Annotated in this window: 22 protein-coding genes; 7 read left to right on the top strand and 15 right to left on the bottom strand. The window is 63.0% G+C overall.

What is annotated here, in order from left to right; translation table 11 throughout:
- Positions 1-112: 112 nt before the first annotated feature.
- The 3 genes from ACP7DW_RS11345 (at position 113) to rapZ (ending at position 2,790) form a co-directional block, all read left to right on the top strand.
- Positions 113-595 carry a PTS sugar transporter subunit IIA gene (locus tag ACP7DW_RS11345; protein WP_096233534.1) on the top strand — a complete coding sequence of 161 codons (483 nt, stop codon included), beginning with the start codon at positions 113-115 and terminating at the stop codon, positions 593-595.
- A gap of 36 nt (positions 596-631) precedes the next feature.
- Positions 632-1,567, top strand: a complete 936-nt coding sequence (hprK, locus tag ACP7DW_RS11340; RefSeq protein ID WP_034753337.1) for an HPr(Ser) kinase/phosphatase — start codon at positions 632-634, stop codon at positions 1,565-1,567.
- Between the two features lie 359 nt (positions 1,568-1,926).
- Positions 1,927-2,790, top strand: a complete 864-nt coding sequence (rapZ, locus tag ACP7DW_RS11335) for an RNase adapter RapZ (protein ID WP_426054928.1) — start codon at positions 1,927-1,929, stop codon at positions 2,788-2,790.
- Here rapZ and ACP7DW_RS11330 read toward each other — a convergent pair whose 3' ends face one another.
- The 8 genes from ACP7DW_RS11330 to ACP7DW_RS11295 all read right to left on the bottom strand — a co-directional run bounded on the left by ACP7DW_RS11330 (position 2,791) and on the right by ACP7DW_RS11295 (position 9,495).
- Complete coding sequence (locus ACP7DW_RS11330) at positions 2,791-3,876, bottom strand: enoyl-CoA hydratase/isomerase family protein (RefSeq protein ID WP_426054929.1); 1,086 nt, start codon at positions 3,874-3,876, stop codon at positions 2,791-2,793.
- 135 nt (positions 3,877-4,011) lie between these two features.
- Positions 4,012-4,374, bottom strand: a complete 363-nt coding sequence (hpf, locus tag ACP7DW_RS11325) for a ribosome hibernation-promoting factor, HPF/YfiA family (protein WP_141171519.1) — start codon at positions 4,372-4,374, stop codon at positions 4,012-4,014.
- Between the two features lie 69 nt (positions 4,375-4,443).
- Complete coding sequence (locus ACP7DW_RS11320) at positions 4,444-5,922, bottom strand: RNA polymerase factor sigma-54 (protein WP_426054930.1); 1,479 nt, start codon at positions 5,920-5,922, stop codon at positions 4,444-4,446.
- Positions 5,923-5,926: 4 nt separating this feature from the next.
- Positions 5,927-6,682, bottom strand: coding sequence for an LPS export ABC transporter ATP-binding protein (lptB, locus tag ACP7DW_RS11315; RefSeq protein ID WP_071079722.1), 756 nt, complete (start codon positions 6,680-6,682; stop codon positions 5,927-5,929).
- Complete coding sequence (gene lptA, locus ACP7DW_RS11310) at positions 6,682-7,245, bottom strand: lipopolysaccharide transport periplasmic protein LptA (RefSeq protein ID WP_099760889.1); 564 nt, start codon at positions 7,243-7,245, stop codon at positions 6,682-6,684. Before lptA ends, lptB begins: the two co-directional genes overlap by 1 nt.
- A 25-nt stretch (positions 7,246-7,270) precedes the next feature.
- Positions 7,271-7,882, bottom strand: coding sequence for an LPS export ABC transporter periplasmic protein LptC (gene lptC, locus ACP7DW_RS11305; protein WP_426054931.1), 612 nt, complete (start codon positions 7,880-7,882; stop codon positions 7,271-7,273).
- A 45-nt stretch (positions 7,883-7,927) separates the two neighbouring features.
- Entirely contained in the window at positions 7,928-8,461 is a 534-nt protein-coding gene (locus ACP7DW_RS11300; RefSeq protein ID WP_141171517.1) for a KdsC family phosphatase, read from the bottom strand.
- Complete coding sequence (locus ACP7DW_RS11295) at positions 8,461-9,495, bottom strand: KpsF/GutQ family sugar-phosphate isomerase (protein ID WP_426054932.1); 1,035 nt, start codon at positions 9,493-9,495, stop codon at positions 8,461-8,463. The genes ACP7DW_RS11300 and ACP7DW_RS11295 overlap by 1 nt, the downstream gene beginning before the upstream one ends.
- A gap of 84 nt (positions 9,496-9,579) precedes the next feature.
- Here ACP7DW_RS11295 and ACP7DW_RS11290 point away from each other — a divergent pair, with 84 nt between their 5' ends.
- Positions 9,580-11,559 carry a monovalent cation:proton antiporter family protein gene (locus ACP7DW_RS11290; RefSeq protein WP_298410290.1) on the top strand — a complete coding sequence of 660 codons (1,980 nt, stop codon included), beginning with the start codon at positions 9,580-9,582 and terminating at the stop codon, positions 11,557-11,559.
- 14 nt (positions 11,560-11,573) lie between these two features.
- Here ACP7DW_RS11290 and ACP7DW_RS11285 read toward each other — a convergent pair whose 3' ends face one another.
- The 3 genes from ACP7DW_RS11285 to ACP7DW_RS11275 form a co-directional block, all read right to left on the bottom strand.
- Positions 11,574-12,734, bottom strand: coding sequence for a DUF484 family protein (locus ACP7DW_RS11285; protein ID WP_426054933.1), 1,161 nt, complete (start codon positions 12,732-12,734; stop codon positions 11,574-11,576).
- 34 nt (positions 12,735-12,768) lie between these two features.
- The gene (locus tag ACP7DW_RS11280) at positions 12,769-13,620 is read right to left on the bottom strand and encodes an MOSC domain-containing protein (RefSeq protein ID WP_426054934.1); all 852 of its coding nucleotides are present in this window, start codon (positions 13,618-13,620) and stop codon (positions 12,769-12,771) included.
- Between the two features lie 128 nt (positions 13,621-13,748).
- Positions 13,749-14,843: a type II asparaginase gene (locus ACP7DW_RS11275; RefSeq protein WP_426054935.1), complete on the bottom strand. Its 1,095-nt coding sequence runs from the start codon at positions 14,841-14,843 to the stop codon at positions 13,749-13,751.
- Positions 14,844-14,976: 133 nt separating this feature from the next.
- On the opposite strand from ACP7DW_RS11275, the gene ACP7DW_RS11270 reads away from it, so the two are divergent.
- Both ACP7DW_RS11270 and ACP7DW_RS11265 read left to right on the top strand, forming a co-directional pair.
- Positions 14,977-15,354, top strand: coding sequence for a hypothetical protein (locus ACP7DW_RS11270; protein WP_426054936.1), 378 nt, complete (start codon positions 14,977-14,979; stop codon positions 15,352-15,354).
- Positions 15,351-16,178: a MipA/OmpV family protein gene (locus tag ACP7DW_RS11265; protein ID WP_426054937.1), complete on the top strand. Its 828-nt coding sequence runs from the start codon at positions 15,351-15,353 to the stop codon at positions 16,176-16,178. Before ACP7DW_RS11270 ends, ACP7DW_RS11265 begins: the two co-directional genes overlap by 4 nt.
- On the opposite strand, the gene ACP7DW_RS11260 is transcribed toward ACP7DW_RS11265, so the two are convergent.
- From ACP7DW_RS11260 to ACP7DW_RS11250, 3 genes are all read right to left on the bottom strand, one after another.
- Entirely contained in the window at positions 16,179-16,817 is a 639-nt protein-coding gene (locus tag ACP7DW_RS11260) for a hypothetical protein (protein WP_426054938.1), read from the bottom strand.
- Positions 16,817-21,046, bottom strand: coding sequence for an MBG domain-containing protein (locus ACP7DW_RS11255; RefSeq protein ID WP_426085150.1), 4,230 nt, complete (start codon positions 21,044-21,046; stop codon positions 16,817-16,819). The genes ACP7DW_RS11260 and ACP7DW_RS11255 overlap by 1 nt, the downstream gene beginning before the upstream one ends.
- Before the next feature lie 63 nt (positions 21,047-21,109).
- Complete coding sequence (locus ACP7DW_RS11250) at positions 21,110-22,786, bottom strand: ShlB/FhaC/HecB family hemolysin secretion/activation protein (protein ID WP_426054939.1); 1,677 nt, start codon at positions 22,784-22,786, stop codon at positions 21,110-21,112.
- 320 nt (positions 22,787-23,106) lie between these two features.
- Here ACP7DW_RS11250 and ACP7DW_RS11245 point away from each other — a divergent pair, with 320 nt between their 5' ends.
- The gene (locus tag ACP7DW_RS11245; protein WP_426054940.1) at positions 23,107-24,819 is read left to right on the top strand and encodes a PAS domain-containing hybrid sensor histidine kinase/response regulator; all 1,713 of its coding nucleotides are present in this window, start codon (positions 23,107-23,109) and stop codon (positions 24,817-24,819) included.
- Between the two features lie 67 nt (positions 24,820-24,886).
- Here the strand turns inward: ACP7DW_RS11245 and ychF are convergent, their stop codons facing one another.
- Positions 24,887-25,978: a redox-regulated ATPase YchF gene (gene ychF / locus ACP7DW_RS11240; RefSeq protein ID WP_099760900.1), complete on the bottom strand. Its 1,092-nt coding sequence runs from the start codon at positions 25,976-25,978 to the stop codon at positions 24,887-24,889.
- Between the last annotated feature and the right edge of the window lie 137 nt (positions 25,979-26,115).

Below are 26,115 nucleotides of genomic sequence, written 5' to 3'. Positions count from 1 at the left end.
ACTGCGCCCGCAGCGCGCGTATACTGTTGAGAATTGGCGTTACAGGCCGCGGAAACAGGCCTATAATTCGGCTCGCAAGCCCTCTGCGCATTGCACCATTTCATTGAGTGTCATGACTAATCTTAGCAAAATATTATCTCTCGAAAACGTCCTGCTGGACCTGGAAGTGTCCAGTAAAAAGCGCGCCTTCGAGCAAGCCGGCCTGATCTTCGAAAACAATTACGGCATCGCCCGCTCTACCGTTTCGGACAATCTGTTTGCCCGCGAACGCCTGGGCTCGACAGGCCTGGGCCATGGCGTAGCCGTGCCGCATGGCAGAGTCAAGGGCAGCAAGACCCTGAAAGCGCCGCTGGGCGCCTTCGTGCGTCTGGCCGAGCCGATTCCGTTCGAGTCGCCCGATGGCAAGCCCGTCAATCTGCTGTTTTTCCTGCTGATTCCCGATCATGTCACCCAGCAACATCTGGAAATTTTGTCGGAAATCGCCGAAATGTTTTCCGACGATGCTTTCCGCACGGCGCTGGCCACGGATCCGGAACCGAAATCCGTGCATTCGCGCATCGTCAATTGGCAACCCAGTCTGCAAGCGACGGGTTAAACTTCAGGTATTCCTCCACTCCTGAAGAAGACTGCCATGTTGCAAACGCCGCTGACGATACAACGCCTGTACGACGATAATCGTGAAAGTCTGCAACTGGGCTGGTTCGCCGGTTTCCCCGGCGGCGAGCGCCTGATCTCGGGCGATGTCTCGTCGGCCGCCGACCAGGTGGGCCACTTGAACCTGATCCATCCGGGCCGCATCCAGGTCTTCGGGCACCAGGAAATCAATTATTATCAGCGCCTGAAGGTCAACACGCGCACCCATGTGATCGGTGAACTGATCGCCGGCGGCCCACCCGCGCTGATCATCGCGCAAGGGCTGGAAACGCCGCCCGACATCCTCGCCATCTGCGACGAGCAAAACATTCCCCTGTTCTCGACCCCGCTGCCGGCCGCGCAAGTGATCGACTTCCTGCGCGTCTACCTGTCGAAAAAACTGGCGCAACGCATCATCATGCATGGCGTGTTCATGGACGTGCTGGGCGTGGGTGTGCTGATCACGGGCGATTCGGGCCTGGGCAAGAGCGAGCTGGGCCTGGAACTGATCTCGCGCAGCCACGGCCTGGTGGCCGACGACGCCGTCGAATTCTCGCGTATCGCACCCAACATGATCGAAGGCCGCTGCCCGCCCCTGCTGCAAAACCTGCTGGAAGTGCGGGGCCTGGGCTTGCTCGACATCAAGGCCATCTTTGGCGAAACAGCCGTGCGCCGCAAGATGCGCTTGAAACTGATCGTGCACCTGGTGCGCCGCAACGCGCTGGAAGAGGAAGTCGAGCGCCTGCCCTTCCTGTTCCCCACGGAAGACGTGCTCGGCTTGCCCGTGCGCAAGGTCGTCATCCCCGTCGCCGCCGGCCGCAACATCGCCGTGCTGCTGGAAGCGGCCGTGCGCAACACCATTTTGCAACTGCGCGGCATCGATACCTTGCAGGAGTTCATGGAACGGCAACGTTTGGCAATGAGCGGCGATTAGCGTTGCAAGGAGTTCACCCATGCATGGGTGAACCGTTACGCAGGCGGAGAGCAAGGCTCTCCGAAACCCCTGCTCCACCAACGACTCGCCATGAGTGGCGACTAGCGTTGCCAAGGAGTTCGCCCTTGCAAGGGCGAACCGTTACGCAGGCACGCAGCAATGCCGCGTGAATTCCCTGCTTCACCAGAGATTGGCAATGAGTGGTGACTAATTACCGGGGTCCGACCCGACGGGTCTGACCCCACATTGACGCCAATGGCAACAATTAAATACAAGCAATGCTCGAACAATAACTGCAATCATTTGTAAAGATCATTGCCTTGGGAGCGCAGCGCCAATCTTTATTGTATGATCGGCGTATGCATATCGTCCTTATCACCGGAATATCCGGCTCCGGTAAATCCGTCGCGCTCAATGTGCTGGAAGATACCGGCTACTATTGTGTCGACAACCTGCCGCCGGCCTTGCTGCCAAGCCTGGTGCAAACCTTGCTCGACGAAGGCACACCGCAATTGGCCGTCGCCGTCGATGCGCGCAGCGCCGAGTCGCTGGCCAGCCTGCCGAACAATGTGGCCCTGCTGCGCGACCAGGGGCACGATGTCAAGGTGATGTTCCTCACTGCCACCACGCATTCGCTGGTGGCGCGCTTCTCGGAAACGCGGCGCAGCCATCCGCTGTCGCACGAATTGCGGCCGAACCATAACCCCGCCAGCCGCCGCACCCTGATCGAATGCATCTCGGAAGAACGCGAGCGCCTGTCGGCCATTGAGCAATTGGGCCATGTGATCGATACCTCGGAACTGAGCGCCAACAAATTGCGCGCCTGGATCAAGGATATCGTCGCCTCCGAACGCGCGCCGCTGACCCTGTTTTTCGAATCGTTCGCCTTCAAGCTGGGCGTGCCGCTGGACGCCGATTTCGTCTTTGACGTACGGGCCTTGCCCAATCCCTATTACGACCTGGCGCTGCGCCCGCTCGACGGACGCGATGCGCCCGTGATCGCCTTCCTCGACGCGCAACCGAGCGCGCTGGAGCTGCTGGCCGACATCCGCGCCTTCATCGAGAAATGGTTGCCATCATTCAAGTCCGACAACCGCAGCTACCTGACGGTGGCGCTCGGTTGCACGGGCGGCCAGCACCGCTCCGTGTACATGGCGGAACGGCTGGCGCAATACTTCGGCCCCAACGAAAGAGTCGTGCTGCGCCACCGCGAGCGCAGCTAATTAATCGAGGTGGCGCAGCGGATGCGCCGCGGCCGGCCAGACAGGCGCAAAGAAGCGCGCCACCATGGCTGCGTCAACCTTGTCCAGGCTGGCGGGGTTCCAGCGCGGCGCATTGTCCTTGTCGACCACCAGCGCGCGCACACCTTCGAGCACTTCGCCATGCGCGAAATTGTGGCGCACCACGCTGCGCTCCAGGCGCAGGCAATCGGCCACGCCCAGGTGGGCACCGCGCCGCAGCAATTCCAGGGTCACCGACATCATCAAGGGAGAACGCAGGCGCATGGCCGCCAGAGCCTTGCCCGCGAACGCGCTGTCGTCCTGCGCCAGCGAGGCCATGATGGCGGCCACGGAAGGGGCGCCGAAGTGGCGGTCCAGCGCCGCGCGCGCGGTAGCCAAAGGAGAAGCCCCCGCCTCGGCCTGGAACGGCGCGGCCAGCGCCTTGATGGCCACCGGCAAGGCCTCGCCCGGCGTCGAGTCGAACAGGGCCAGCAGCGCCCCCATCTGCGCCTCGGGCAGGTAGACATCGGCCAGCCCCGTGTACAGGGCATCGGCCGCGTTGATCGTCAAACCCGTCAAGCCCAGGTACAGGCCCAGCTGGCCGGCCAGGCGGGACAGGAAATAACTGCCGCCCACGTCCGGGAACAAGCCGATATTGACTTCCGGCATGGCCATGCGCGTGCGGCCCGTGACGATGCGCAGGCGGTTGCCAGGCCCGGCTTGCGCCACGCCCATGCCGCCGCCCATCACCACGCCATCCATCACGGCGATATACGGTTTCGGGTAGAAATGAATCACATGATTTAACGCGTATTCTTCCGTAAAGAAATCTTCCAGCAAGGCGCTGCCACCTTGCGGCGTGGCCCGGCCCGCATCGTAAAAGAAGCGGATGTCGCCGCCGGCGCACAGGGCTTTGTCGCTGCTGGAACGGATGACGACGGCGTCCACCTGCGGATCGTCGCGCCAGGCCAGCAGGGCAGCACTCAGGGCGCGCACCATCTCCAGCGACAGGGAATTGAAGGCTTTCGGACGGTCGAGCACGATATGCCCGGTGCGGTTGCGGATGGAGGTCTGGACGAAGTCGCTCATGGCAGGCAGGAAAAAAGTGAAAGTGCGAATATTCTAGCGCCTGCGCGGGGAACATTGCGTTCAACAGGTCCAGACGCAAAAAAGGGCGCAAGATGTGCGCCCTTAGTTGATCACAACTGCTGGAAGCGGGTGGCCTTAAACGGCGACGACGGCGTCTTCCTCGGAGTTGTCTGGCAGATGCTTGATCGCCTCTTTACCGTGCCCTTGCACTTTGGTTTTGTATTTCATCACTTGCCTGTCCAGCTTGTCGATCAGGATATCGATGGCGGCATACAGGTCATGCGCCAGGCTTTCCACATAGACAGTTTTGCCACTCAGACGCAGGTTGACTTCGGCCTTTTGACGTTTTTCTTTCTCTTTGAGGTTATCCACGGTCAGAATCACGGCGATATCGATAACTTGATCGAAATGACGTTTCACGCGCTCCAGCTTCGTTTGTACGTATTCACGGATGGCTGGTGTCACTTCGAGATGATGTCCGCTGATGGTGAGATTCATACACACTCCTAAAGATGATCGGGTTCGTGCGGTCCATCCTATCCGGCCCGCAGAGGAACCGAAAAAAACTTACAAACACTTACGCAGGCTCACTGGCGGAATTTTCAACGCTTCCCGGTATTTGGCAACAGTACGTCGCGCAATCACCATGCCTTGTTCCCCCAGCATGTCCGCAATCTTACTGTCGGATAAAGGATTTTTAGGGTCTTCTGCTCCTGTCAGTTGCACGATCAATGCCCGTATCGCCGTCGATGACGCTTCGCCCCCCGCTTCGGTGGCGACGTGGCTACCAAAGAAATATTTCAACTCGAACATGCCGTGCGGGGTCAGCATGTACTTTTGAGTTGTTACCCGCGAGATAGTACTCTCGTGTAAACCCAGTGTATCAGCTATTTCACGGAGCACAAGGGGGCGCATGGCAACGGCCCCATGCGAGAAAAAGTTCTTTTGTCTTTCTACTATCGCCTGCGCCACGCGCAGGATCGTGTCGAAGCGCTGGCGCATATTCTTGATCAGCCACTTGGCTTCCTGCAACTGTGCGCCCATGGCGCCCTCGCCCTTGCCCTGCTTGAGCAAGTTGGCGTACATGGCGTTGACGCGCAGGCGCGGCATGACGTCGTTGTTCAGGGTGACTTGCCAGCCATTGCGCGCGCGCTTGACGACGACGTCGGGCACCACGTAATCGGACACGTCCGAGGCGAACACGGCGCCCGGATGCGGATTGCACTGGCGAATCACCGTCTGCGCCTCGCGCAAGTCTTCCTCGTCGCAATCGAGGGCTTTTTTCAGCTTGTTGAAATCGCGCTGGGCAAACCAGGCCAGGTGCTTTTCCACGATGACGAGGGCCATGCGCCGCGTCACCATGGCGACCTGCGGCAAGCGCTTGATTTGCAGCGCCAGGCATTCGGACGCATTGCGCGCGCCCACGCCGGGCGGATCGAAACTTTGCAACAGGGACAAGGCCGTGCGCATCTCGTCGGCGTCGATTTCCAGCTCTTCCGGCAGGCGCGCCAGGATGTCGTCGAGCGACTCTTCCAGGTAGCCATTGTCGTCGAGCGCGTCGATGATCAGCTCGACCAGCGCGCGGTCGCGCAATTCGAGCACCGTCACGCGCATCTGCTCCATCAGGTGTTCGCGCAGGGTACAGTGATGGGCCTCCAATTGCGGACGCGAATCTTCGTCGTCGGGCGCCTTGCCCCGGCTCGCCTCGCTCCAGTCGCTGTCGCCGCCGTCCGCGGCGGCCGGGCCCTCGCCCGCCTCGCCGTCAAACGCCTCCGCTTCGGCCGGCGCCGCAGGCGCCTCCTGGCCGGGCGGCTGGGGCGGCGCTTCGGCCGGCGCGGCCGTGGAACTCAGGGCCCCGTCGGACAGCAGGCGCAGCGAATGATCGAGCGGATCGTCGAGGCGCTCGAGCAAGGGATTGTCCGTCAGCAGTTGCTCTAGTTCCTGGTGCAATTCCAGGGTAGACAATTGCAACAGGCGTATCGATTGCTGCAACTGCGGCGTCAGTGCCAGGTGCTGCGAAGTGCGCAGCTGCAATGATTGTTTCATTGGCTCACATGCGGAAGTGTTCGCCCAGGTAGACCCGGCGCACCGACTCGTTCGCGATGATGTCGTCGGGGCGTCCCGACGCCAGCACCGAGCCCTGGTTGATGATGTAGGCACGGTCGCAGATACCCAGCGTCTCGCGCACATTATGGTCGGTGATCAGCACGCCGATATTGCGCTCCTTCAAGAAGCGCACGATGCGCTGGATCTCGATCACGGCGATCGGGTCGACACCGGCGAACGGTTCGTCGAGCAGCACGAAACGCGGGTCGGTCGCCAGCGCGCGGGCGATTTCCACACGGCGGCGCTCGCCGCCCGACAGCGACAGCGCCTGGTTCTCGCGCAACTTTTCAATTTGCAAGTCGGCCAGCAATTTATCCAGGCGCTCCTCGATCTCGGCCTTCTTCAGGGGGCGGCCTTCGACGGTCTGGATTTCCAGCACGGCGCGGATATTGTCTTCCACCGTCAGCTTGCGGAAGACGGACGCTTCCTGCGGCAGATACGACAGGCCCATCTGCGCGCGGCGGTGGATCGGCAGGCGGGAAATGTCCACGCCGCTGATGTCGATGGTGCCGCCGTCCGACGGCACCAGACCGACGATCATGTAGAACGAGGTGGTCTTGCCGGCGCCGTTCGGGCCCAGCAATCCCACCACTTCGCCGCATTCGACTTGCAGCGAGACATCATGCACGACTTGCCGCTTGCCATAGGTTTTTTGCAGCCCGCGAACGATCAGGGTGCTGCCGCAACGTGTATTGTCCATTAGTTCTTTCCTGGTGCGGGCGTGGCCGGCGCCTTGGGCTTCGGCTGGATCACCATGCGCACGCTGCCGCCATCGGGCGTGCTGGTGCCGCTGTCGGAATTTTCCATTTTGAATACTTCCTTGCGGCTGTCATACGAGATGAAGGCGCCGTTGGCCACGTCGGTCACTTTCGTGCCTTCCAGGCGCGTCAGCTTGGCCTTGGAAAACAGTTTCACCACTTCCGTCTTGTTATCGTATTCCACGCGCTCCGCCTCGCCTTCCACCCACAGGTCGCCGGCGCCATCGCGCTTCTGGCGGAAGGTGGCCAGCTTGCCGGGATCGGCCCAGAAGGTGATGAACTGGTAGCCTTGCGGGTCTTCCGTGATCAGGGCCCGGCCCGCCTTCATGGTCAAGGTACCCTTGACCAGCACGACGTCGCCCGTCAGGGTACGCACCTGCTTGACGTCATCGACGTGGCCGCTACGTGCCGTGATGACGGCTTCCTTCTCGGAATCGGCCTTCTCGGCATGCGCCACGCCCATCATGGCCAGAGAAAATACGGTCAACAGCAAGATATTCTTCATAGTATGGTTTCCTTGTTTCATTCTGTCATTTTGCCGCCGCGGCCGGGCGCGGTTTCGGCGGGAGGACCATGCGCAGCGCATTCTGCACTTCCACCACGCCAGTGGCGTTATTGGCCTTCATGCCGATGCCATTGATGCGCGAGGCGCCCGTCAGGATATCGACAGGCACGTCCGTTTCCATTCTTTCCTCATCCGGAAATACCGTCAGCGCTTCCGTCCTGACCGTCAGGTTCTGCGCCTTCGGACTGGCCACGCGGTCGATCACGACATTGCGGTGCAGTTGCAGCCGGGTATTGTCCTGGTCGATATGCGCCAGTTCCGCATTCATGTTCATCGGCGGCATGCCTGGCGTGAGCTTGCGCACGAAAGGCTGGTCGATATCGGAGGAATCATCGAGCGGATAATGCGTGAGCTTGGTACCCGATACGATATAGCTGGGCTTACCCGTCAAGTCCATGCGCACCAGGCTGAAATTGGTGATGAAATAGTCTGGCTCATCCAGATGCTTGCTGGCCTTGATGTCCTGGGCATTCTTGTTCATCACTTCCAGCAGCCAAAAGCTGCCCAGCGCAAAGACGACGGCCCCCAGCACGGTAAAAATCATGCGCCAGCGATGGGCGCCTCCTGGCTTATGCATAGGGTTTCACTCTTTCCAATCTCACTGGCGGCATGGCGATGCGCCTCACTCCAGGAACGGCGCCATGACGCGCGCATAGTTATCCTGAGCGCGCAGCAGGAATTCGCAGATCTCGCGCACCGCGCCACGGCCGCCGCCGGCCTGCGTCACATGGTGCGCCAGGTCCAGCGCTTCCGGACGCCCGCCCGGCACGCTGACGGCAAAGCCCACGCGGCGCAGGATGGGCGCATCGATGACATCGTCGCCGATATAGCCGCATTGCTCTTCCGTCAAGCCCGTCAGCGCCAGCAGTTCGCGAAACGGCGTCAGCTTGTCGTGACCGCCCTGGTGCACATGGGTAATGCCCAGGTCTTGCGCGCGGCGCGCCGTGATGGCCGAGCGGCGCGCGCTGATGATGGCCGTCTGCACGCCCGATTCCTGCAGCAGCTTGATGCCCAGGCCATCATACACATTAAACGTTTTCATCATCTCGCCATCGGGGCCGAAATGCAGGCTGCCGTCGGTGAGCACGCCGTCGACGTCAAAGATCATCAGTTTGACCTTGGCCGCGCGCGCCAGGTTGTCCGCTACGCTGTCCATCAGATCACCTTCGCTTGCGTCAGATCATGGATATGCAGCGCGCCCACCAGCTTGCCGTCGGCATCGACGACCAGCATCTGGTTGATGCGGAACTGCTCCATCACGGCCACGGCGTCGACGGCCAGGCGTTCGGGCGCGATGCTGCGCGGCTGCGCATGCATGACGTCGCGGATCGCCACTTGCGTGAAATCCTGCACGCGCTCGAACATGCGGCGCAAGTCGCCATCGGTAAACACGCCCACGGGACGGTCGTCCGCATCGACGACGGCCGTCATGCCCATGCCCTTCTTCGTCATTTCTTCCAGCGCCTGCAGCAAGGAAGCGTCCACGGGCACCTTCGGCACCCGTTCGCCGCTGCGCATGACGTCATGCACATGCGTGAGCAGGCGGCGGCCCAGGGCGCCGCCCGGGTGCGAGCGGGCGAAATCTTCTTCCTTGAAGCCGCGCAAGTCGAGCAAGGCCACGGCGATCGCGTCGCCCAGGGCCAGGGTCACGGTGGTGCTGGCCGTCGGCGCCAGGTTCAGCGGACAGGCTTCTTTCTCAACAGAAATATCCAGGTGCACGTCGGCCAATTGCGCCAGGCTGGAGTTCGGTTTGCCCGTCATGGAAATGAGCACGCCGCCCATGCGCTTGACGACGGGCATGATGGCCATCAGTTCCGACGATTCGCCGGAATACGATATGGCAATAAAAGCATCGTCCGAGGTGACCATGCCCAGGTCGCCATGGGCCGCTTCGGCCGGATGCACGAACAGGGCCGGCGTGCCGGTGGAAGCGAGGGTGGCGGCGATCTTGCGCGCGATATGGCCGGACTTGCCGATGCCCGAGACGACGACACGCCCTTTGCATTGCAGCAACATCGCCACGGCGCGGCCCACGCTGTCGTCCGTGGCCAGGCGCGCGTGCAGCGCAACGATGGCGTCGGACTCGATCTGCAAGGTGGTGCGGGCCAGCGCGACGGCGCGCTCGGTCGTCGCTTGCATGTCAATTCGATCAAAAGCTTTCAGCATTGTTTTTTCATGGGTTACACTCATGCCCAAAGTATAAACGAATTAGGAAAGCAAAAAACTTGCCAGTCACAACAAACAACGATTTCCATTGACCGCACCGGGCAACCCATGTTTTCCTCGCTTGAACTGACCCTGATGTTACTCGGCAGCGCCGTGCTGGGCGTGGTCGCTTTCAGAATGTTGCATCTGCCGCCCATGCTGGGCTACCTGGCCGTCGGCATCGTCATCGGCCCCCATGCGCTGGGCCTGGCGGCGGAAAACGAGGCCAGCCATACCCTGGCCGAGTTCGGCGTCGTCTTCCTGATGTTTTCCATCGGGCTGGAATTTTCTCTGCCCAAATTCCTCGCCATGCGGCGCATCGTCTTCGGCCTTGGCATGGCGCAGGTGGTCACCACCATCATCGCCACCGTCGTCTTCGGCTGGTTCGTCGGACGCTACCTGTCCGCCTACATCCACCTGAGCTGGCAAGCCGCGTTCGCCCTGGGCGGCGCGCTGGCCATGTCGTCGACGGCCATCGTCTCGAAAATGCTCACGGAACGGCTGGAACTGGAAAGCGAACACGGCCGCAAGATCATCGGCATTTTGCTGTTCCAGGACCTGGCCGTGGTGCCCCTGCTGATCCTGATTCCCGCCCTCACGCGCGATTCGGACAATCTGGCCGAAACCCTGGCCTGGGCCGGTGGCAAGGCCCTGGTTGTCCTCATTTTGCTCTTGTTCATCGGCCAGAAGCTGGTGCGCGGCTGGCTGACCATCGTCGCCAAGCGCCGCTCGCAGGAATTGTTCATGCTCAACCTGCTCTTGATCACCTTGGGCGCGGCCTGGATCACGGAACGGGCGGGGCTGTCGCTGGCCCTGGGGGCGTTTGTTGCCGGCATGCTCATTTCCGAGACGGAATTCAAGCACCAGGTGGAAGAGGATATCAAACCGTTCCGCGACGTGCTGCTGGGCCTGTTCTTCATCACCGTCGGCATGCTGCTCAACATCCGCGTGGTACTCGACAACTGGTGGCTGGTCTTGCTGCTGCTGTGCGGCCCCGTGCTGCTGAAATTTGCCCTGATCGCGGGCCTGGCCCGGCTGTTCGGCTCGAGCAACGGCGTGGCCTTGCGCACAGGACTGGGACTGGCGCAGGCGGGCGAGTTCGGCTTCGTGCTGCTGAACCTGGCGGGCGGCATCAAGCTGATGGACCCGTTCGTCGTGCAGGTGGTGCTGGCCTCGATGGTGCTGTCGATGCTGGTGGCGCCCTTCCTCATCGCCAAGTCCGATGCCATCGTCATGAAGCTGGCGGCCAACGACTGGATGATGCAATCGCTGGCGCTGACCAAGATCGCCACGCGCACCATGGCGTCGCAGAAACACGTGCTGATCGCCGGCTTCGGGCGCAGCGGGCAAAGCCTGGCCACCCTGCTGGCGGAAGAAAAGATCGAGTACCACGCGCTGGACCTGGACCCGGAACGGGTGCAGGAGGCGCAGCTGGCTGGCGCCCACGTCTCGTATGGCGACGCGGGCCGGCGCGAAAGCCTGGTGGCGGCCGGTATCTACCGGGCCAGCGCCGTGGTGATCACGTATGCGAATACCCCCTCGGCACTGAAGTTATTGCATTTACTCAACGACATGGCGCCGACCTTGCCCGTCATCGTGCGCAGCCACGACGACAGCGACCTCGACCAGTTGAAGAAAGCGGGCGCGGCCGAAGTGGTGCCGGAATTGATGGAAGGCAGCCTGATGCTCGCCTCGCACGCGCTGATCATGATGGGCGTGCCCCTGCGCCGCGTGGTGCACCGGGTGCAGGCGGCACGCGAGGAACGCTATGCCTCGCTGCGCGGCTATTTCCATGGTTCCAGTGACGCGGGCGACGATGCCGAGCTGGAACGCCTGCATACGGTCACCGTCAGCGAGAGCGCGCAGTGTGTGGGCTTGCCCTTGAGCATGCTCGACGTGGCTGGCTGCGGCGCGACCGTGACGGCCATCCGCCGCGGCCGTGGCCGCCTCGATGTCACCCCCGAGACGCAGCTGGCCAGCGGTGACGTGGTGGTGCTGCGCGGCACTGCCGACGCCGTGGCCAAGGCCGAAACATTATTATTGAAATAGTCAGCCGATCTTGGTCAGCCGATCTGCGCCTGCCAGCTGATGACCTTGTTGCGTCCGCCCGCCTTGGCCTGGTACAGGGCCTGGTCGGCGTGCGCCACCAGCTGCTGCGCCACCGTTTCGATCGGTAGCAAGGCCACGTCCGCTTCCAGGCTGGCCACGCCGATCGACACGCTGACCCACGCCTGTGCGCTGCCCGGCAAGTCAAACATGGTGCCGGCGATGCTGGCGCGGATGCGTTCGGCAACGAAGGTCGCGCTGTCGAGGTCGGCATCGATCAGCAGGACGACGAATTCCTCGCCGCCGAAGCGGCCCAGCGCATCGGAGCGGCGCAATTCCGTGCGGATGCGCTGGGCCACTTCGCGCAGCACTTCATCGCCGCCCTGGTGGCCATAGGTGTCATTGACCAGCTTGAAATGGTCGATATCGATATACATACACGAAATGCAATAATTCTGGCGCCGCGCGCGGCCGATTTCTTCCAGCAGCCGGCGGTCGATATAGCGGCGGTTATAGACGCCCGTCAGGGAATCGGTCAAGCCGATGTATTTCAGCATTTCATTGCTGATCACGTTTTCCAGGCAAATGGCGATGATGGAGGCCATGTGCTTGATGAAATCCGTGCCCAGCGAAGGCGTGAAGCGCATTACGTCGCCGCTGGCCAGGTTCAGGCTGCCAATCAGCCGCTTGTTGCGCAGCAAGGGCACCAGCGCCACACTGCGCAGGGGAGCGTCAATGCCCGGAAAACGCGGGCCATGCACGGCGGCGTCGAACTGTCCCAGCAGGGGCGACGGCGGCAAGGCCGCTTCCCCTTCGGCTGCGGGCTTTGGTGCAGCAAAACCCAGCTCCGCCACGGCATGCACGAACAGCAACTGCGGAAAGGCGCTGAAATCGACGCCCAGCTTTTCCATCACCAGCACGATATCGTCATCCTCGTCGAGCAGGCTCAAGGTGACGCCGTCGAGGTCGGAAATCACGGGCAAGGTGCGAAAGATGGTGCCGATCAGTTCGGGAAACGTGGACGCGCCGACGATTTCCAGGTCGAACGCCTGGTGGCGGCACATGATGTCGTGGTTGCGCTCGACCTGTTCCAGCAGGAAAGCCATGCGCGCGCGCAAGGCCTGGTTTTCGGCTTCGAGGCTGGCAATGCGCGGGTCCGGCGGTATTGCTTGATTCATAAAAACCTTAAACCCTTGTGTGCGGGCGCCATGCTTAAAATGCCAGTTCGAAACCGATGTCCTGCCCCACCACGATGCGCTCGTCGCCGCCGTCGGTGACGATGGCGTTCATGCCGAAGCAGATGGCGCCATCGAGTTCGGGCTTGGCGCGATAGCCATGCATGACGTCGAGCGGGTCCGGTCCGGGCACGCCCGTGGCCTGGTCCACCGACGGGATCGGGCAGCGCGAGCACGGCTTGACGGGTGTTAACACGGTGGCGCCGAACCGCAGGAAGTCGGCGTAGTCTTCCTCGAAGGCGCCGATGTCGCCGATCACCAGATTGGGACGGAAACGGTTCATCGGCAGCGCCTCGCGCCCGGCGGCGCGCAGCTTGTCATTCACGTCATCGAGCGAAGCACTGCCGGCGATCAGCACCGGGTAGCCGTCGGCAAACATGGTCGCGGCGGCAATGCCATTCGTCCATTCCGTGCTGGTGGCGCGCACCACGTCCGGGTGAAAGCGCACCAGGCGGCACGGCACGCCGATGGCGTTGGAAAACCAGGTGGCCGTGACGTCGTCGCAATCGTAGGCGCGCACGCTATCGTCCCACACCTGCACTTCCAGCATGGGCGCCAGTTGCGGATGTGGCAAGCCCAGTTCGATTTCCAGGCGCAGCATGCCCGGCGCGCGCAATTCCAGCGTGGTGGCCTTGATGGAAGGCACGATCAGCGCCATGCGCGGATGTTCGCGCTGGGTGAGGAAACGGCCCTGCGCATCGACCACCATCCATTCGCGGTCGAACACGTGTTCGCTCATCAGTCCGGAATGCGTGAGCACTGCCTCCTGCAAATGGATGCCGGCGCACGATTTGATCGGATACAGGATGATGTCGGACAGGATAGCCATGAACAGGGGACAAGGAACAGTATTGCTGCTTCTGCCAGGAAATTATTCAGGTGCGAAGTATGGCAGCAAAGCGGGCTAGCGTAAATCAGCCAGGCTCAGCCAATAAGGCTGGCCTGGCGCGAGAAGGATCAATACGTATAGAAAATACGCTGGATTTCTTGCGTGCTGTTGGTCTTGGTCAAGGCCAGCATCAGCAGGATGCGGGCTTTTTGCGGGTTCAGGGTATCGGACACGACACTGTCGAGTTCATCGTCGTTGGCTTCGCCATTGCGCGCCACGATGCCCTGGCCGACGCGGCTCGAACGCACGATCAGCACGCCCTTCTGGCGCGCTTCCACCAGGGCCGGCTTCATTTGCGCGGCCACGCTGCCATCGCCCACGCCCGCGTGGATGATGCCCTTGGCGCCGGCGGCAATAAACGCGTCCATGCCGACACGGTTCATGTTGGCGTAGCCATACACGATGTCCACTTGCGGCAAGGCATCGAGCTTGCTGATGTCAAATTCCGATTCCAGGGTGTGCTTGCGCGTCGACTGGCGGTAGAAAAAGGCCTTGCTACCCTGGATGTAGCCGAGCATGCCCAGTTCCGGCGATTTGAAGGTATCGGTGGTCGAGGTGTTCGTCTTGGTCACTTCGCGCGCCGCGTTGATCTGGTCATTCAAGGCCACCAGCACGCCCTTGCCCACGGCTTCCTTGCTGCCAGCGAGCATCACGGCGTTGTACAGGTTGATCGGGCCGTCAGCCGAAATGGCCGTCGACGGACGCATGGCGCCCACCACGACCACGGGTTTGTGGCTCTTCACGGTGAGGTTCAGGAAATACGCCGTCTCTTCGATGGTATCGGTGCCGTGCGTGACGACCACGCCATCGACATCGTTCGAGGCCAGCAGCACGTTGATGCGTTTGGCCAGCGCCAGCCAGTGGCTATTGCCCATGCTTTCACTGGCGATCTGGAACACTTGCTCGCCTTTCACATTGGCCACTTTCTTCAGTTCCGGCACGGCCGCGATCAGGCGCTCGACGCCCACGGTGGCCGAGGTGTAGCCGACGGTGGTGGTGCTGTCGGCGCCGCTGCCGGCGATGGTGCCGCCCGTAGCCAGAATCACCACATTCGGCAATTTGACGGCCGCTTGCTGCGCGCGCGCGGGGGACGCGGCGACAAAGCCCATCATCAAGGTGGCCAGCATCAGCTGTGCACAAGAATGGAATTTACGTGAAAACATGGTGCTCCTGTTCGGTGATATGTCAAAAATAACAAAGTCGTGTGCAAATTATATGTCATCCATGCCGGCGCAAATCCCGAATTCATGCGTATCGCGCAAACGTGCGCGCCCGCACATGCGCTAGAGTGGCGCCATGCCCACACCGCTCCCCTTCCGCGCTTGCCTCATCCTGCCGCTCGTCCTGATGGCGCTGGGCGCCTGCTCGACGCAAATCGAACTGCGCACGGCGGCGCAGCAGGAACAGTTCGCGCGGGAGGCGGCCAGCCAGGGCGACTGGGAGCGGGCCATGCGCAACTACGCAGCCGCGGCCGAGAATGCGGAACTCGGCCATGGCGATGCTGCCTGGCAAGCCCGTTTGCACTACCAGGCGGGACGCGCCGCCAGCGCCGCCTGCCGCGATGATGCGGCCGCATTTCATTTCCGCCAGGCCATCGCGCTGGCAAAGAAACCGGACACATTGACGGATCTGGCATCGCTGCCAGTCGGCAAGCCCTGCGGAGTCCGGCAATGAACATCGCACGCACCTTGCTGGCCGCCTGCCCCCTCTTCGCCAGCATGGCGCCAGCACTTGCCGCCGAGCCAGCCTTGCCATTATGGGAAGCGGGCGTGTTTGGCGGCACGGCCATCACGCCCGCCTATCCGGGCGCCAGCGAACGCTCGACGCGCAGCCTGGCCCTGCCCTATCTGATTTATCGCGGAAAAGTATTGCGCGCCGACCGCTCCGGCGTGGGTGCGCGCCTGCTCAATACGGACCGAGTGGAATTCGACGTGGGTTTCGCCCTGTCCTTGCCGGCCAGGTCCAGCGACGTGCCGGCCCGGCGCGGCATGCCGGACCTGGGCACCCTGGTGGAATTTGGCCCGCGCCTGAAAATCAAGCTGGCCGAGCCGACGCAACACAGCCGCCTGGGCCTGGAACTGCCCTTGCGCGCCGTCATCGAAGCACGCGGCGGCCTGCGCCGCCAGGGCGCCACGTTCGAGCCACGCCTCGTATATGCACTGCAAGGCGAGCAGCAGGCATGGCACGTCGATGCCAGCCTGGGCGCCGTACTGGGCAATGCCGCCATCAACGATTATTTTTATGGGGTCAACCCCGCGTTTGCCACCGGTCAGCGTCCGGCGTATGCGGCAAAAAGCGGGCTGATGCTCACGCGCCTGGGCCTGGGTGGTTCCTACCGGCTGCACCAGGACTGGCGCGCCTTTGCCTTTTTGCGCTATGACAACTACGCAAGCGCCGCCAACCGTACCAGCCCCCTGCTGCGGCAGAACAGCGGCACCTCGGCCGGCATCGGCCTGATGTGGACGTGGCAACGTTCGGGCAGCATGGCCGTCGAATGATTATTGCGCCGGCGAGAGCGGGAACACGGCGCTGGCCGGTCGCGTTTCTGGAAGGATATACACGATGCCGTCGGACTGCCTGAAGGCCGGGCTGACGACACCATGGTAAAACTTGGCCGGCACATTGATGCAGCCATAGGAAATGCGATTGTCGAGCGGCGTGGCGCTGGCCAGGCGCTGCAGCCGGTGTTCGCGCGGATTGCTGGTGATCACCGGATGCAGGGAAAGGGCGGCGTCGTAATCGACCCACAGGATTTCGCCGCCGTGCAGGTTATGGCCCAGCGAAGCGACAAAACGGCCCGCCGGCGTGGTGCGCTCCTCGGGCAGGATGTCGGCCAGCTTGCGCGTGCCGATGCCGGGCGCCGAGTCATCGCCCGACGACTGTCCCAGCAAGGCGGGCGAGGCGCCACGCAAGCCGCCGTCGGCGCTGAAGACAAACACCCTGGCGCCCTGCTTGTCGACGATGACGAACGGCAGCCGGCCATTGTCACCGGAATCGACGATCCAGTCCGCCAGCCTGCTCGCTTCGGAAGAGGCCGGCTCCAGCTTGAAGTCGGCCCGCCCCCCGGCCGCCAGCGCCCAAGGCGCCGCAAGCACGGCGCTCAGCACGTACAGCAGGCGGCCCCATCGTCTGGCCATCAGTTGCGATCCTGTTTGCGTGGACGCGACACCGGCACATAGGGCGGTGGCGGCGCTTCCCGCAGCGTGACAGGCGGCGCTGGCGGCGCTGGTGGCGCGGCGACCGGTACCGGCGGCGACACCGGCGGTGCAGGCGGCGGCAGCGTGAATGTCGTATCAGGCGGCAAGGCCGGCGGCACCACCTCCAGTGTCACGATGGGCGGCACCACGGGTGTCACGTTATTCGGCGGCACGACCACTGGCGGCAGCGCCAGGACAGGTGGCACCGGCACGGGTGGCACCAGGACGGGCGGCACCACGACGACGGGAGGCACCACGGCCGGTGGCACCACAACAGGCGGGACGACGAGCGGCGGGGTGACCACAGGTGGCACGACGACGGGCGGGACAACCACAGGTGGCACGACGACCGGTGGGACAACCACAGGTGGCACGACCACCGGCGGGACAACCACCACAGGTGGCACGACGACCGGTGGGACAACCACAGGTGGCACGACCACCGGCGGGACAACCACCACAGGTGGCACGACGACCGGTGGGACAACCACAGGTGGCACGACGACCGGCGGGACAACCACCACCGGTGGCACGACGACCGGCGGGACAACCACCACCGGTGGCACGACGACCGGTGGATCAACCACCACCGGTGGCACGACCACCGGCGGCACGACCACCGCAGGGGTCACGGCCAGAACGCCATTCACATAAGTAATGGCGTAATTTGACGGTGTAAAGCTGCCACCCGTCGCATTGCCAGGCGTAATCGCGTATGGTCCGGGCGCGGCGGCGTCCGCGGCGGCGCCGGGGCTGCCGCCGGTCACGCTGCCGATGCTTTCGCCGTTCTGCAGTGCGCTCGAGGTAAAGCCGCTCAAGTCCGGCGTCTCGCCATACGCCTTGGTGACGTTATTGGCGGTGATGCTCAACGGCGCCGGCGTGACCACCAGTACGCCATTGACATAGGTGATCGCATAGTTCGATGGCGTAAAGGTGCCGCCCGATGCCGCGCTTGGAATGATGGCATACGGTCCGGCCACCGGCGCGTTGGCCAGCGTGCCGGGGCTCGTTTCGGTCACGCTGCCGATGCTTTCGCCATTCTGCAGCGCTGTCGTGGTGAACGCGGACAACGTCGGCGTCTGGCCGTAGACCTTGCTCGCATCCACGGCCGTGATCGTCAACGGCGCCGGCGTGACCACCAGCACGCCATTGACATAGGTGATCGCATAGTTCGATGGCGTAAAGGTGCCGCCCGATGCCGCGCTTGGAATGATGGCATACGGTCCGGCCACCGGCGCGTTGGCCAGCGTGCCGGGGCTCGTTTCGGTCACGCTGCCGATGCTTTCGCCATTCTGCAGCGCTGTCGTGGTGAACGCGGACAACGTCGGCGTCTGGCCGTAGACCTTGCTCGCATCCATGGCCGTGATCGTCAACGGCGCCGGCGTCACCGCCAGCGCTCCGTTGACATAGGTGATGGTGTAGTTCGACGGCGTGAAGGTGCCGCCGCCGGCCGCGCTGGGCACGATGGCGTACGGCCCGGCAACCGGTGCGGTGGCGGACGCGCCGATACTCGTTTCGGTCACGCTGCCGACCGTTTCGCCGTTTTGCGTGCCGGCATAGGTGAAGGCCGACAGGGTCGGTGTCTGGCCATAGACCTTGCTGGCATTCGATGCCGTCACCGTCAGCAACGCCGGCGTGATGTTGGCCGTGGTCGATGCGCTGCTATTGACCGTGTAATTGCTGGCGTCCGCGCCGGTCAGGCCCATGCCGGTGCCCAGCACCGCCTTGTTGTTGCCGACATTCTTGTTGTCAAAGGTGGCCGAGCCGCCCGTGTAGCTGACGCTCGCCGTATCGGCCGCGAGCACACCAATCAGGCCGCGGCTGGTGATATCGGCGCCCTGGTTGCCGTCGTAGACCTTGCTGGCGGCACCGATCACCCCGACGATCGCCAGCGCGCTGATATTGGCAGAGCTGCTGCCCGTGCCGTTGCCGAACAGCGCGAAGCGCGCCACGTCTCCGCCGCCGAGGCTGTAACCGCTGTAGGCGACGGCCTTGCCCGTGCCGACGTTCTTGTCGCTGAAGGTGGCGATGCCAGGCACCAGCGTGACGTCGCCACCGGCGCGCGGATCGCTGATGAAGCCCATGCTGGCGCCATTGGTGGCGTCGTACACTTTATTGTCGGCGCGGGCGAACGTCCAGGCGCGCGCGTCGAGCGCGCCGACCACCTTGGTGCCGTAGTCGGCGATTTCGGCGGCCGTATTGGCATAGCCGTTCGGATTGAAGAGGATCACCGTGCTGTCGGCGCTGACCTTGCCGACACCGGCAAACACCACCGTCCCGCCGGCAGCGCCAGGACCGGTGCCGTCATTGTCGGCACGCAACGTCACCCGGCCGCCATCGACGCTGACCAGGTTATTGATGGCGATGCTATTGTCGGCGATCATCATCAGCGAGCCGCCGCCATTGGCGCTCAAGGCGCCGTTGATCGCGATATTATTGGTCGCGCGCATGGCCGTGGAACCACCGCCGTCGGTCGTCAGCGCGCCATCGATGACGATGTTGTGCCCGGCATCCAGGCTGACCAGCGACGCGTTGCCGCTGGCGGTAATGGCCGCCGCCGCATTGAGCACCACGTCATTCAGCGCGACCAGCTTGATGCCGGAACCGGCCGTGCTGGCGGTGATCGTCGCATTGACCAGCACGTCGTGGCCGGCGTTCAGTTCCAGCGTTTGCGGCGTGCTCCACGTCAGCGCGCTGCCCACCGTGATGTCATTCGTCGCGGTGATCACGCGGTTGCTGCTGGCCAGGCTGAGGGCCACCTGCGCCGGCGTTTCATCGCCGCCGACGAGCGCGATCGTATAGTTGACCGGATCGAGCAGCCAGGTGCCGGTCTTGCCGCGTGGCGCCAGCGTGTTGACGTACGCGTCGGCGCCGCGCACCACGGTCTTGCCCGAGGTTTCAATCAGGCCGCCATTGCCGGACAGCGCACCGCCGCGCGCCGTCAGCGTGCCGTCGAACGAGGTGGTACCGTCCGACCAGGCGACGATCTGGCCGCCATCGCCGCGGCCCAGCGCATCGGCATGCACCTGGGCGCCGCTGGCTATCGTGACGGAGGTCGCATGCGCTTCCGCACCCTTGCCCTGATAATTGCCGCCGATTAGCACCGTGCCGCCGCCGGCATCGCCGGATACATCGACAGCCGCCGTGCCGGTCAGCGCAATATGCTGGCCCAGCACGGTCACCCGGCCGCCGCGTTCGCCTGCGCCGCGGCCCGTTGCCTCGAGCGTGCCGGACTGCGTGACGCTGCCGCCGGCCGTGTCGCCGAGCAGGCGAATCACGCCGTTATGGTTTTCCAGCGTACGGGCGCGTATCACGCCGCTGTTGTTGACGGCGCTGCCCAGCAGGCCGCCCGCGCCTTGTGCGCTGAGCATGACCTGGCCGCCATCAGTCTGGATCAGGCCGCCGTTCTGCGCCAGTGCGCCAAGGGCGCCGCGATCGACCGTCACGTTGAGCAACTGCCCCCCGAGCACATCGAGCGTGACGGCGCTGCCGGCGGCCAGCGCCACCATGCCGCGGTTGGCCACGATGCTGCCCTGGTTATCGACCTTGCCGCCAACCAGCGCCACATAGCCGCCACTGGCCGTGATCGCGCCCTGATTGACGACATGCGCATTGCCCGCACCGCTGAACTGATAGCGTCCGGCCATGAAATCACCGTCGCTCAGGCCCAGGGTCGAGCCGACCAGGCCGCCCACATTGACGGATGCGCCCTTGCCGAACAGGATGCCGTTCGGGTTGACCAGGAAGACCTTGCCATTGGCGTTCAGCGTACCGAGGATGCTGGACGGATCGCTGCCGGTGACACGGTTGAGCGCCACCGAATTGCTGTTCGGCTGCACGAACTGCACGCTTTCGCCGGCGGCGATATTAAAATTCTGCCAGTTGATCGCCACGTTCTGCGTCGACTGATTGATCACCATGCTGCCTGGCTTGGTGTGGTTGATGGTGGCGCCGCCGGCGGTCACGGTGCCGCCAGGCGGCAGCGCATACACGTTCGCGCCCAGCGCCATCATCAGCGATACCGACAAGGTCTTCAGGGCGAACAAGGCCGCGCTGGCGGTGCTGCCGCGCACTGGCGACGAGGCCTTGCCGGCGCTGCTGGTGTTTTCGGAAACGGCGACATAGGCGCCCGTCTTTTCATTCCATATCGAGCGGTAAATGTGGTTCATGGTGTCTCTCTGTTCTGTGTTGGGCGTGGCGATGGGTCGGACTGTGCGTGCAGGGCCGCTGGCTTAGAAATACTTCACAGCCTGGATCCAGAAGCGTCCGCCCTTGTCCGGTGCCGAGGTGGCCACGGCGCCACCCAGCTTGTGCGCGTAATACGCGCGCACCACGAAATCATTGTTATTGGCCCAGCTCAGGCCAATACCGGCACCACTCAAGGTGCGCTTGTTGTCGCCCGCCGCCCACTGGTTCTTGTTCAGCGAGACAGTGCCGGTATCGACAAAACCGATCAGCTGCATCTGCCCCGGCAGCGTGGCCGGCAGCGGCGGCAGTTGCAGCCGCGCTTCCAGGTTCAGCACATAACCCTGGTCGGCATACGCCTCGCCTTCCGGATAGGCACGCACGCCGTTGATGCCGCCGAGCTCCATGCGCTCGGACACATCGAGGTTTTTCGACGCCAGCTGGCCATTGATCGCCGCATACAGCGACACCGTGTCGCTGACGCTTTGCAAACGCGATGCGCTCAAGGCGAGCTTGCGATAGCCGCCATTGCTGCGTGCCGTCAGGGCATCGAAAGCGCGCACGTCGGCCGTCTGGATGTCGAGGTCGCCACTGGTCAGCGCCAGCGCATAGTTGCTGATGCCGCCACCGCCAAGACTGTCGCGGTGGTCGCCGGCCAGGCCGATGGTGGCGGCGCGCACCTTTTTATCGTTGACGACCGACGCCACCTGGACCTTGTCCTGGAAGGTCTTGTCGTCGTACGACAGCTGCGCATACAGGTTGTTGTCGCGCGAACGGATCAGCGGATAACTGCCATAGATGCCGGCGATGCTCGCCGTGCCCCGGGCGCCGAGGCTGTCGAATTCCTTGCCCAGCTTGTACTCGAGCCGGCTGTAGGCGGCACCCACCGTGGCGCGCCCCACCTGCAGCTGGTACGCGGCGCGCGCATATTTCAAGCCGTCGCCGGAGGTCAGCACGCGCAGGCTGGCGACGTCGCCCAGGCCAAACGGCTGGTTCAGGTTGACGGTTGCACCGATGCGGTAAGCGCCCGTATAGCGGCTGCCGGCATTGTCGGCGTCGATGCTGCCGGTGACGCGTTGACCGGGCTGGACATCGACCAGCAGGTCGGACGTGCCGGGCGTGGCGCCCGGCGCCAGCGTCGACTTGACGATCACGCCAGGCAAGTCCGACAACAGCAGCAAGCGCTGCTCCAGCGGCTCGCGCATCACCGTGTCGCCGCTGTCAATGCCGGCCAGCAGCGCACCCACTCTGCCGTCGGACATATTCGTCTGGTTCTTCAGGCCGATCTGGCCATACTGACCTTCCAGCACCGCGATCGTGACCGCCCCATCCTGGATATCCTGCGCGGGCAAATACGCCTGCGCGACGAAATAACCATTGCTGCGGTAGTGCTGTTCGATCATCAGGGCCATGGCATTGAGTTCGGCCAACGTCAGCCGGCTACCTGGCTGGAAGCCTGTCTGGGCCAGCAGCGCCGCTTCCGGATAGACCCGGGCGCCCGTCACGCGCAAGCGCCTGACCTCGATGCTCGCGGTCGACGAGGGCATGTTGGCGGCCACCGGCTCGGCGGCCTGCTCGACGCGCAGGCGCGGCGGCACTTGCTGCAGTGCCGGTGCGGGCGGAATCTGGTGCAACTGGCTGCCCGCGCTGGGCACCTGTTGTGCGAATGCAATGCTTTGCGTGAGCGCCAACACGGCGAATGGTAGGAATTTGGTGGTCGACATGCTGGCCTCGCGTTGAGTGTTTTTTAAAATGTAAAATTTCATTACCCCTATATTGCCTGCTGGGAAAATTCTTATCTGCCGGTTACCGAACACAAGGATATTTGCTATGAAGCAACATGCGGGGGAGCCAGGCCGGGCGTCCGTCTTGTCCGCGTGAGCGGCGCGGCGAGGGGGAGGAAATTTGCTAAAATGTCGCTTGTCGTGTGGTTTTGCAACACAGACAGCAGCGTCTTTCACAAGACAACAGCGCCTGTCGCTCAACAATGTGCAGCCAGCCCAATCCGACCGGAAGCGGCCGTTGCGAACCAAGGGCAGTAAGCATGAACGACATTCACCGTGCCGGCATCGCCGCGCGCGCAGCCCAGCCTGCGCTCCTGAAAGCGGGCGTACTACAGGAAGCCATCTTCAACAGCCCCTATTTTTCCTGCATCGCCACCGATGCACAGGGTGTGATCCAATTATTCAATGTGGGCGCCGAGCGCATGCTGGGCTATCAGGCAGACGAGGTGATCAACCAGATCACGCCGGCCGGCATATCCGATCCGGCCGAGGTCATCAGCCGCGCCACCGCCCTCTCCGAGGAAATCGGTACGCTGATCGCGCCCGGTTTTGACGCGCTCGTCTACAAGGCGTCGCGCGGCATCGAAGACAGTTATGAGCTGACATATGTGCGCAAGGATGGCAGCCGCTTCCCCGCGATCGTCTCGGTGACGGCGCTGCGCGATGCGGACGACGCCATCATCGGCTATCTGCTGATCGGCACCGACAATACCGTGCGCAAGCATGCGGAACAGGAGCGCGAGCTGCTCAATCGCGTGCTGAGCGACAATAGCGTCGAACTGGAAAATGCGCGTGCGCAAGCGGACAAGGCCAACCGCGCCAAGTCGGAATTTCTGTCGAGCATGAGCCATGAGTTGCGCACGCCGCTCAACGCGGTACTGGGCTTTGCCCAGCTGATGGCGTCGGACACGCCGCCGCCCAGTGCCTCGCAGCAACGCTCGCTGGACCAGATCCTCAACGGCGGCTGGTATCTGCTACGCCTGATCAATGAAATTCTCGACCTGTCGATGATCGAATCGGGACGGGTCGCCATGTCGCGCGAGGCGATGGCGCTCACCGAAGTCTTGCGCGATTGCCGCGCGATGATCGCACCGCAGGCGCAAAAGCGCGACATCACGCTGTCCTTCCCGACACTCGACCAGCCGTTCTACGTCCATGCCGACCTGACGCGCGTCAAACAAGTGGTCATCAATCTGCTGTCGAATGCGATCAAATACAACCGCACGGGCGGCAGCGTGCAGGTGGAATGCAAACGGCATGGCGACAAAGTGCGCCTGAGCGTGCGCGACACCGGCAACGGCCTGAGCGCCGAGCAATTGCAACAATTATTCCAGCCGTTTAACCGGCTGGGACAGGAAGCCGGCACCGAGGAAGGCACCGGCATCGGCCTCGTGGTCACCAAGCAGCTGGTCGAGCTGATGGGTGGCACGCTGGGGGTGGAGAGCGAGGTCGGGGTCGGCACGCTGTTCTGGATCGAATTGGCGGCCTCGTCTGCTCCCGAACTGCAACTCGGCGAGCATGCCGGGAATATGGGCCGGGAGCCATCGGCTGATGCGCCGCTCGATGCGCCGCGCCGCAAGGTGCTGTACGTGGAGGACAATCCGGCCAACCTGATCCTGGTCGAGCAATTGATCGCCCGCCGCAGCGACCTGGGCATGCTCAGCGCCGTCGATGGCCACCTCGGCATCGCGCTGGCGCGCCAGCACCAGCCCGATCTGATCCTGATGGACATCAACCTGCCCGGCATCAGCGGCACCGAGGTGCTGGGCTTGCTGCGCGTCGATCCGCTGACGGCGCACATCCCCGTCATCGCCTTGTCGGCCAACGCCCTGCCACGCGACGTGCGCAAAGGCCTCGACGCCGGCTTCCTGCGCTATCTGACCAAGCCCATCAACGTACCCGAGTTCATGGAGGCGCTCGACACGGCGCTCAGCTTGACGGCAGCATCGGCAAAGGGCGCCACAACGCCATAGCGTGCTGTACGCGCGCCAGAAACAAAAAAACCTCGCATGCCGCGAGGTTTTTTTATCTGTCCGACAATCAGACGTTAAACAGGAAGTTCAGCACGTCGCCATCCTTGACCACGTATTCCTTGCCTTCGGCGCGCATCTTGCCTGCTTCCTTGGCGCCCGCTTCGCCCTTGTAGGTGATGAAGTCGTCATAGGCGATGGTTTGCGCGCGGATGAAGCCGCGTTCGAAGTCGGTGTGGATCACGCCAGCCGCTTGCGGCGCCGTGTCGCCCACGTGGATGGTCCAGGCGCGCACTTCCTTCACGCCGGCCGTGAAGTAGGTTTGCAGGCCCAGCAGCTTGTAGGCGCTGCGGATCAGGCGGTCCAGGCCGGGTTCTTCCAGGCCCATGTCAGCCAGGAAAGCGCCCTTGTCGGCGGCATCCAGATCGGCGATTTCCGCTTCCATCGATGCGCAGATGGCGACGATGGGCGCGTTTTGCGATTGTGCGTAGGTGGTCAGCTGGTCCAGCAGCGGGTTGTTGGTAAAGCCCGTGTCGGAGACGTTGGCCACGAACATGGCCGGCTTGGCCGTGATCAGGCACAAGGGCTTGATCAGTTCCATTTCGTCGGCGTCGAGGCCCATCGCGCGCACCGGCTTGGCATCGTTCAGGTAAGGCATCATGCGTTCCATGATGGCCAGCAGCTTGGCCGCGTCCTTGTCGCCCGAGCGGGCTTTCTTGTTTTCGCGGTGAATTGCTTTTTCCACGGTGCCCATGTCGGCCAGCGCCAGTTCGGTCTGGATGACTTCGATATCGTCGAGCGGGCTGATCTTGCCGGCCACGTGGATGACGTTATCATCTTCAAAACAGCGCACGACGTTGACGATGGCGTCCGTTTCGCGGATGTGCGACAGGAACTGGTTGCCCAGACCCTCGCCCTTCGATGCGCCAGCCACCAGGCCGGCGATGTCGACGAATTCCACGATGGCGTTGACCGTGCGTTCCGGCTTGACGATGGCGGCCAGCGCATCCATGCGTGGATCCGGCACTTCGACGACGCCGACGTTCGGCTCGATGGTGCAGAACGGATAGTTTTCAGCCGGAATGCCGGCTTTCGTCAGTGCATTGAACAGGGTGGACTTGCCGACGTTCGGCAAGCCGACGATACCGCATTGGAGACTCATGGAAAACCTTTAAATAATCAATATTGCCGGCAAGCGGCTGGTGCAAAACGGCCGTTGCGGGCGTTTTCTGGATAATCTTGCTATATTAGTGCTCTAGGGGTCAATTGTACCTCTATGCACCCTACTCTTCAAAAAAA

It is taken from the genome of Janthinobacterium sp. PSRC1-1 (assembly GCF_049897525.1).
In the GTDB taxonomy this organism is placed as follows: Bacteria; Pseudomonadota; Gammaproteobacteria; order Burkholderiales; family Burkholderiaceae_D; genus Janthinobacterium; species Janthinobacterium tructae.
This window is presented reverse-complemented; position numbering and strand designations above follow the sequence as displayed.

Coding starts and splice junctions, on each gene's coding strand:
- ACP7DW_RS11290 (WP_298410290.1), top strand. CDS start 9,580: ATGTTTTCCTCGCTTGAACTGACCCTGATGTTACTCGGCAGCGCCGTG.
- lptC (WP_426054931.1), bottom strand. CDS start 7,882: ATGCATAAGCCAGGAGGCGCCCATCGCTGGCGCATGATTTTTACCGTG.
- ACP7DW_RS11345 (WP_096233534.1), top strand. CDS start 113: ATGACTAATCTTAGCAAAATATTATCTCTCGAAAACGTCCTGCTGGAC.
- ACP7DW_RS11260 (WP_426054938.1), bottom strand. CDS start 16,817: ATGGCCAGACGATGGGGCCGCCTGCTGTACGTGCTGAGCGCCGTGCTT.
- hpf (WP_141171519.1), bottom strand. CDS start 4,374: ATGAATCTCACCATCAGCGGACATCATCTCGAAGTGACACCAGCCATC.
- ACP7DW_RS11265 (WP_426054937.1), top strand. CDS start 15,351: ATGAACATCGCACGCACCTTGCTGGCCGCCTGCCCCCTCTTCGCCAGC.
- ACP7DW_RS11285 (WP_426054933.1), bottom strand. CDS start 12,734: ATGAATCAAGCAATACCGCCGGACCCGCGCATTGCCAGCCTCGAAGCC.
- ACP7DW_RS11270 (WP_426054936.1), top strand. CDS start 14,977: ATGCCCACACCGCTCCCCTTCCGCGCTTGCCTCATCCTGCCGCTCGTC.
- lptA (WP_099760889.1), bottom strand. CDS start 7,245: ATGAAGAATATCTTGCTGTTGACCGTATTTTCTCTGGCCATGATGGGC.
- hprK (WP_034753337.1), top strand. CDS start 632: ATGTTGCAAACGCCGCTGACGATACAACGCCTGTACGACGATAATCGT.
- ychF (WP_099760900.1), bottom strand. CDS start 25,978: ATGAGTCTCCAATGCGGTATCGTCGGCTTGCCGAACGTCGGCAAGTCC.
- ACP7DW_RS11280 (WP_426054934.1), bottom strand. CDS start 13,620: ATGGCTATCCTGTCCGACATCATCCTGTATCCGATCAAATCGTGCGCC.
- ACP7DW_RS11320 (WP_426054930.1), bottom strand. CDS start 5,922: ATGAAACAATCATTGCAGCTGCGCACTTCGCAGCACCTGGCACTGACG.
- ACP7DW_RS11275 (WP_426054935.1), bottom strand. CDS start 14,843: ATGTTTTCACGTAAATTCCATTCTTGTGCACAGCTGATGCTGGCCACC.
- ACP7DW_RS11245 (WP_426054940.1), top strand. CDS start 23,107: ATGAACGACATTCACCGTGCCGGCATCGCCGCGCGCGCAGCCCAGCCT.
- rapZ (WP_426054928.1), top strand. CDS start 1,927: ATGCATATCGTCCTTATCACCGGAATATCCGGCTCCGGTAAATCCGTC.
- ACP7DW_RS11300 (WP_141171517.1), bottom strand. CDS start 8,461: ATGGACAGCGTAGCGGACAACCTGGCGCGCGCGGCCAAGGTCAAACTG.
- ACP7DW_RS11295 (WP_426054932.1), bottom strand. CDS start 9,495: ATGAGTGTAACCCATGAAAAAACAATGCTGAAAGCTTTTGATCGAATT.
- ACP7DW_RS11250 (WP_426054939.1), bottom strand. CDS start 22,786: ATGTCGACCACCAAATTCCTACCATTCGCCGTGTTGGCGCTCACGCAA.
- lptB (WP_071079722.1), bottom strand. CDS start 6,682: ATGGACAATACACGTTGCGGCAGCACCCTGATCGTTCGCGGGCTGCAA.
- ACP7DW_RS11330 (WP_426054929.1), bottom strand. CDS start 3,876: ATGAGCGACTTCGTCCAGACCTCCATCCGCAACCGCACCGGGCATATC.
- ACP7DW_RS11255 (WP_426085150.1), bottom strand. CDS start 21,046: ATGAACCACATTTACCGCTCGATATGGAATGAAAAGACGGGCGCCTAT.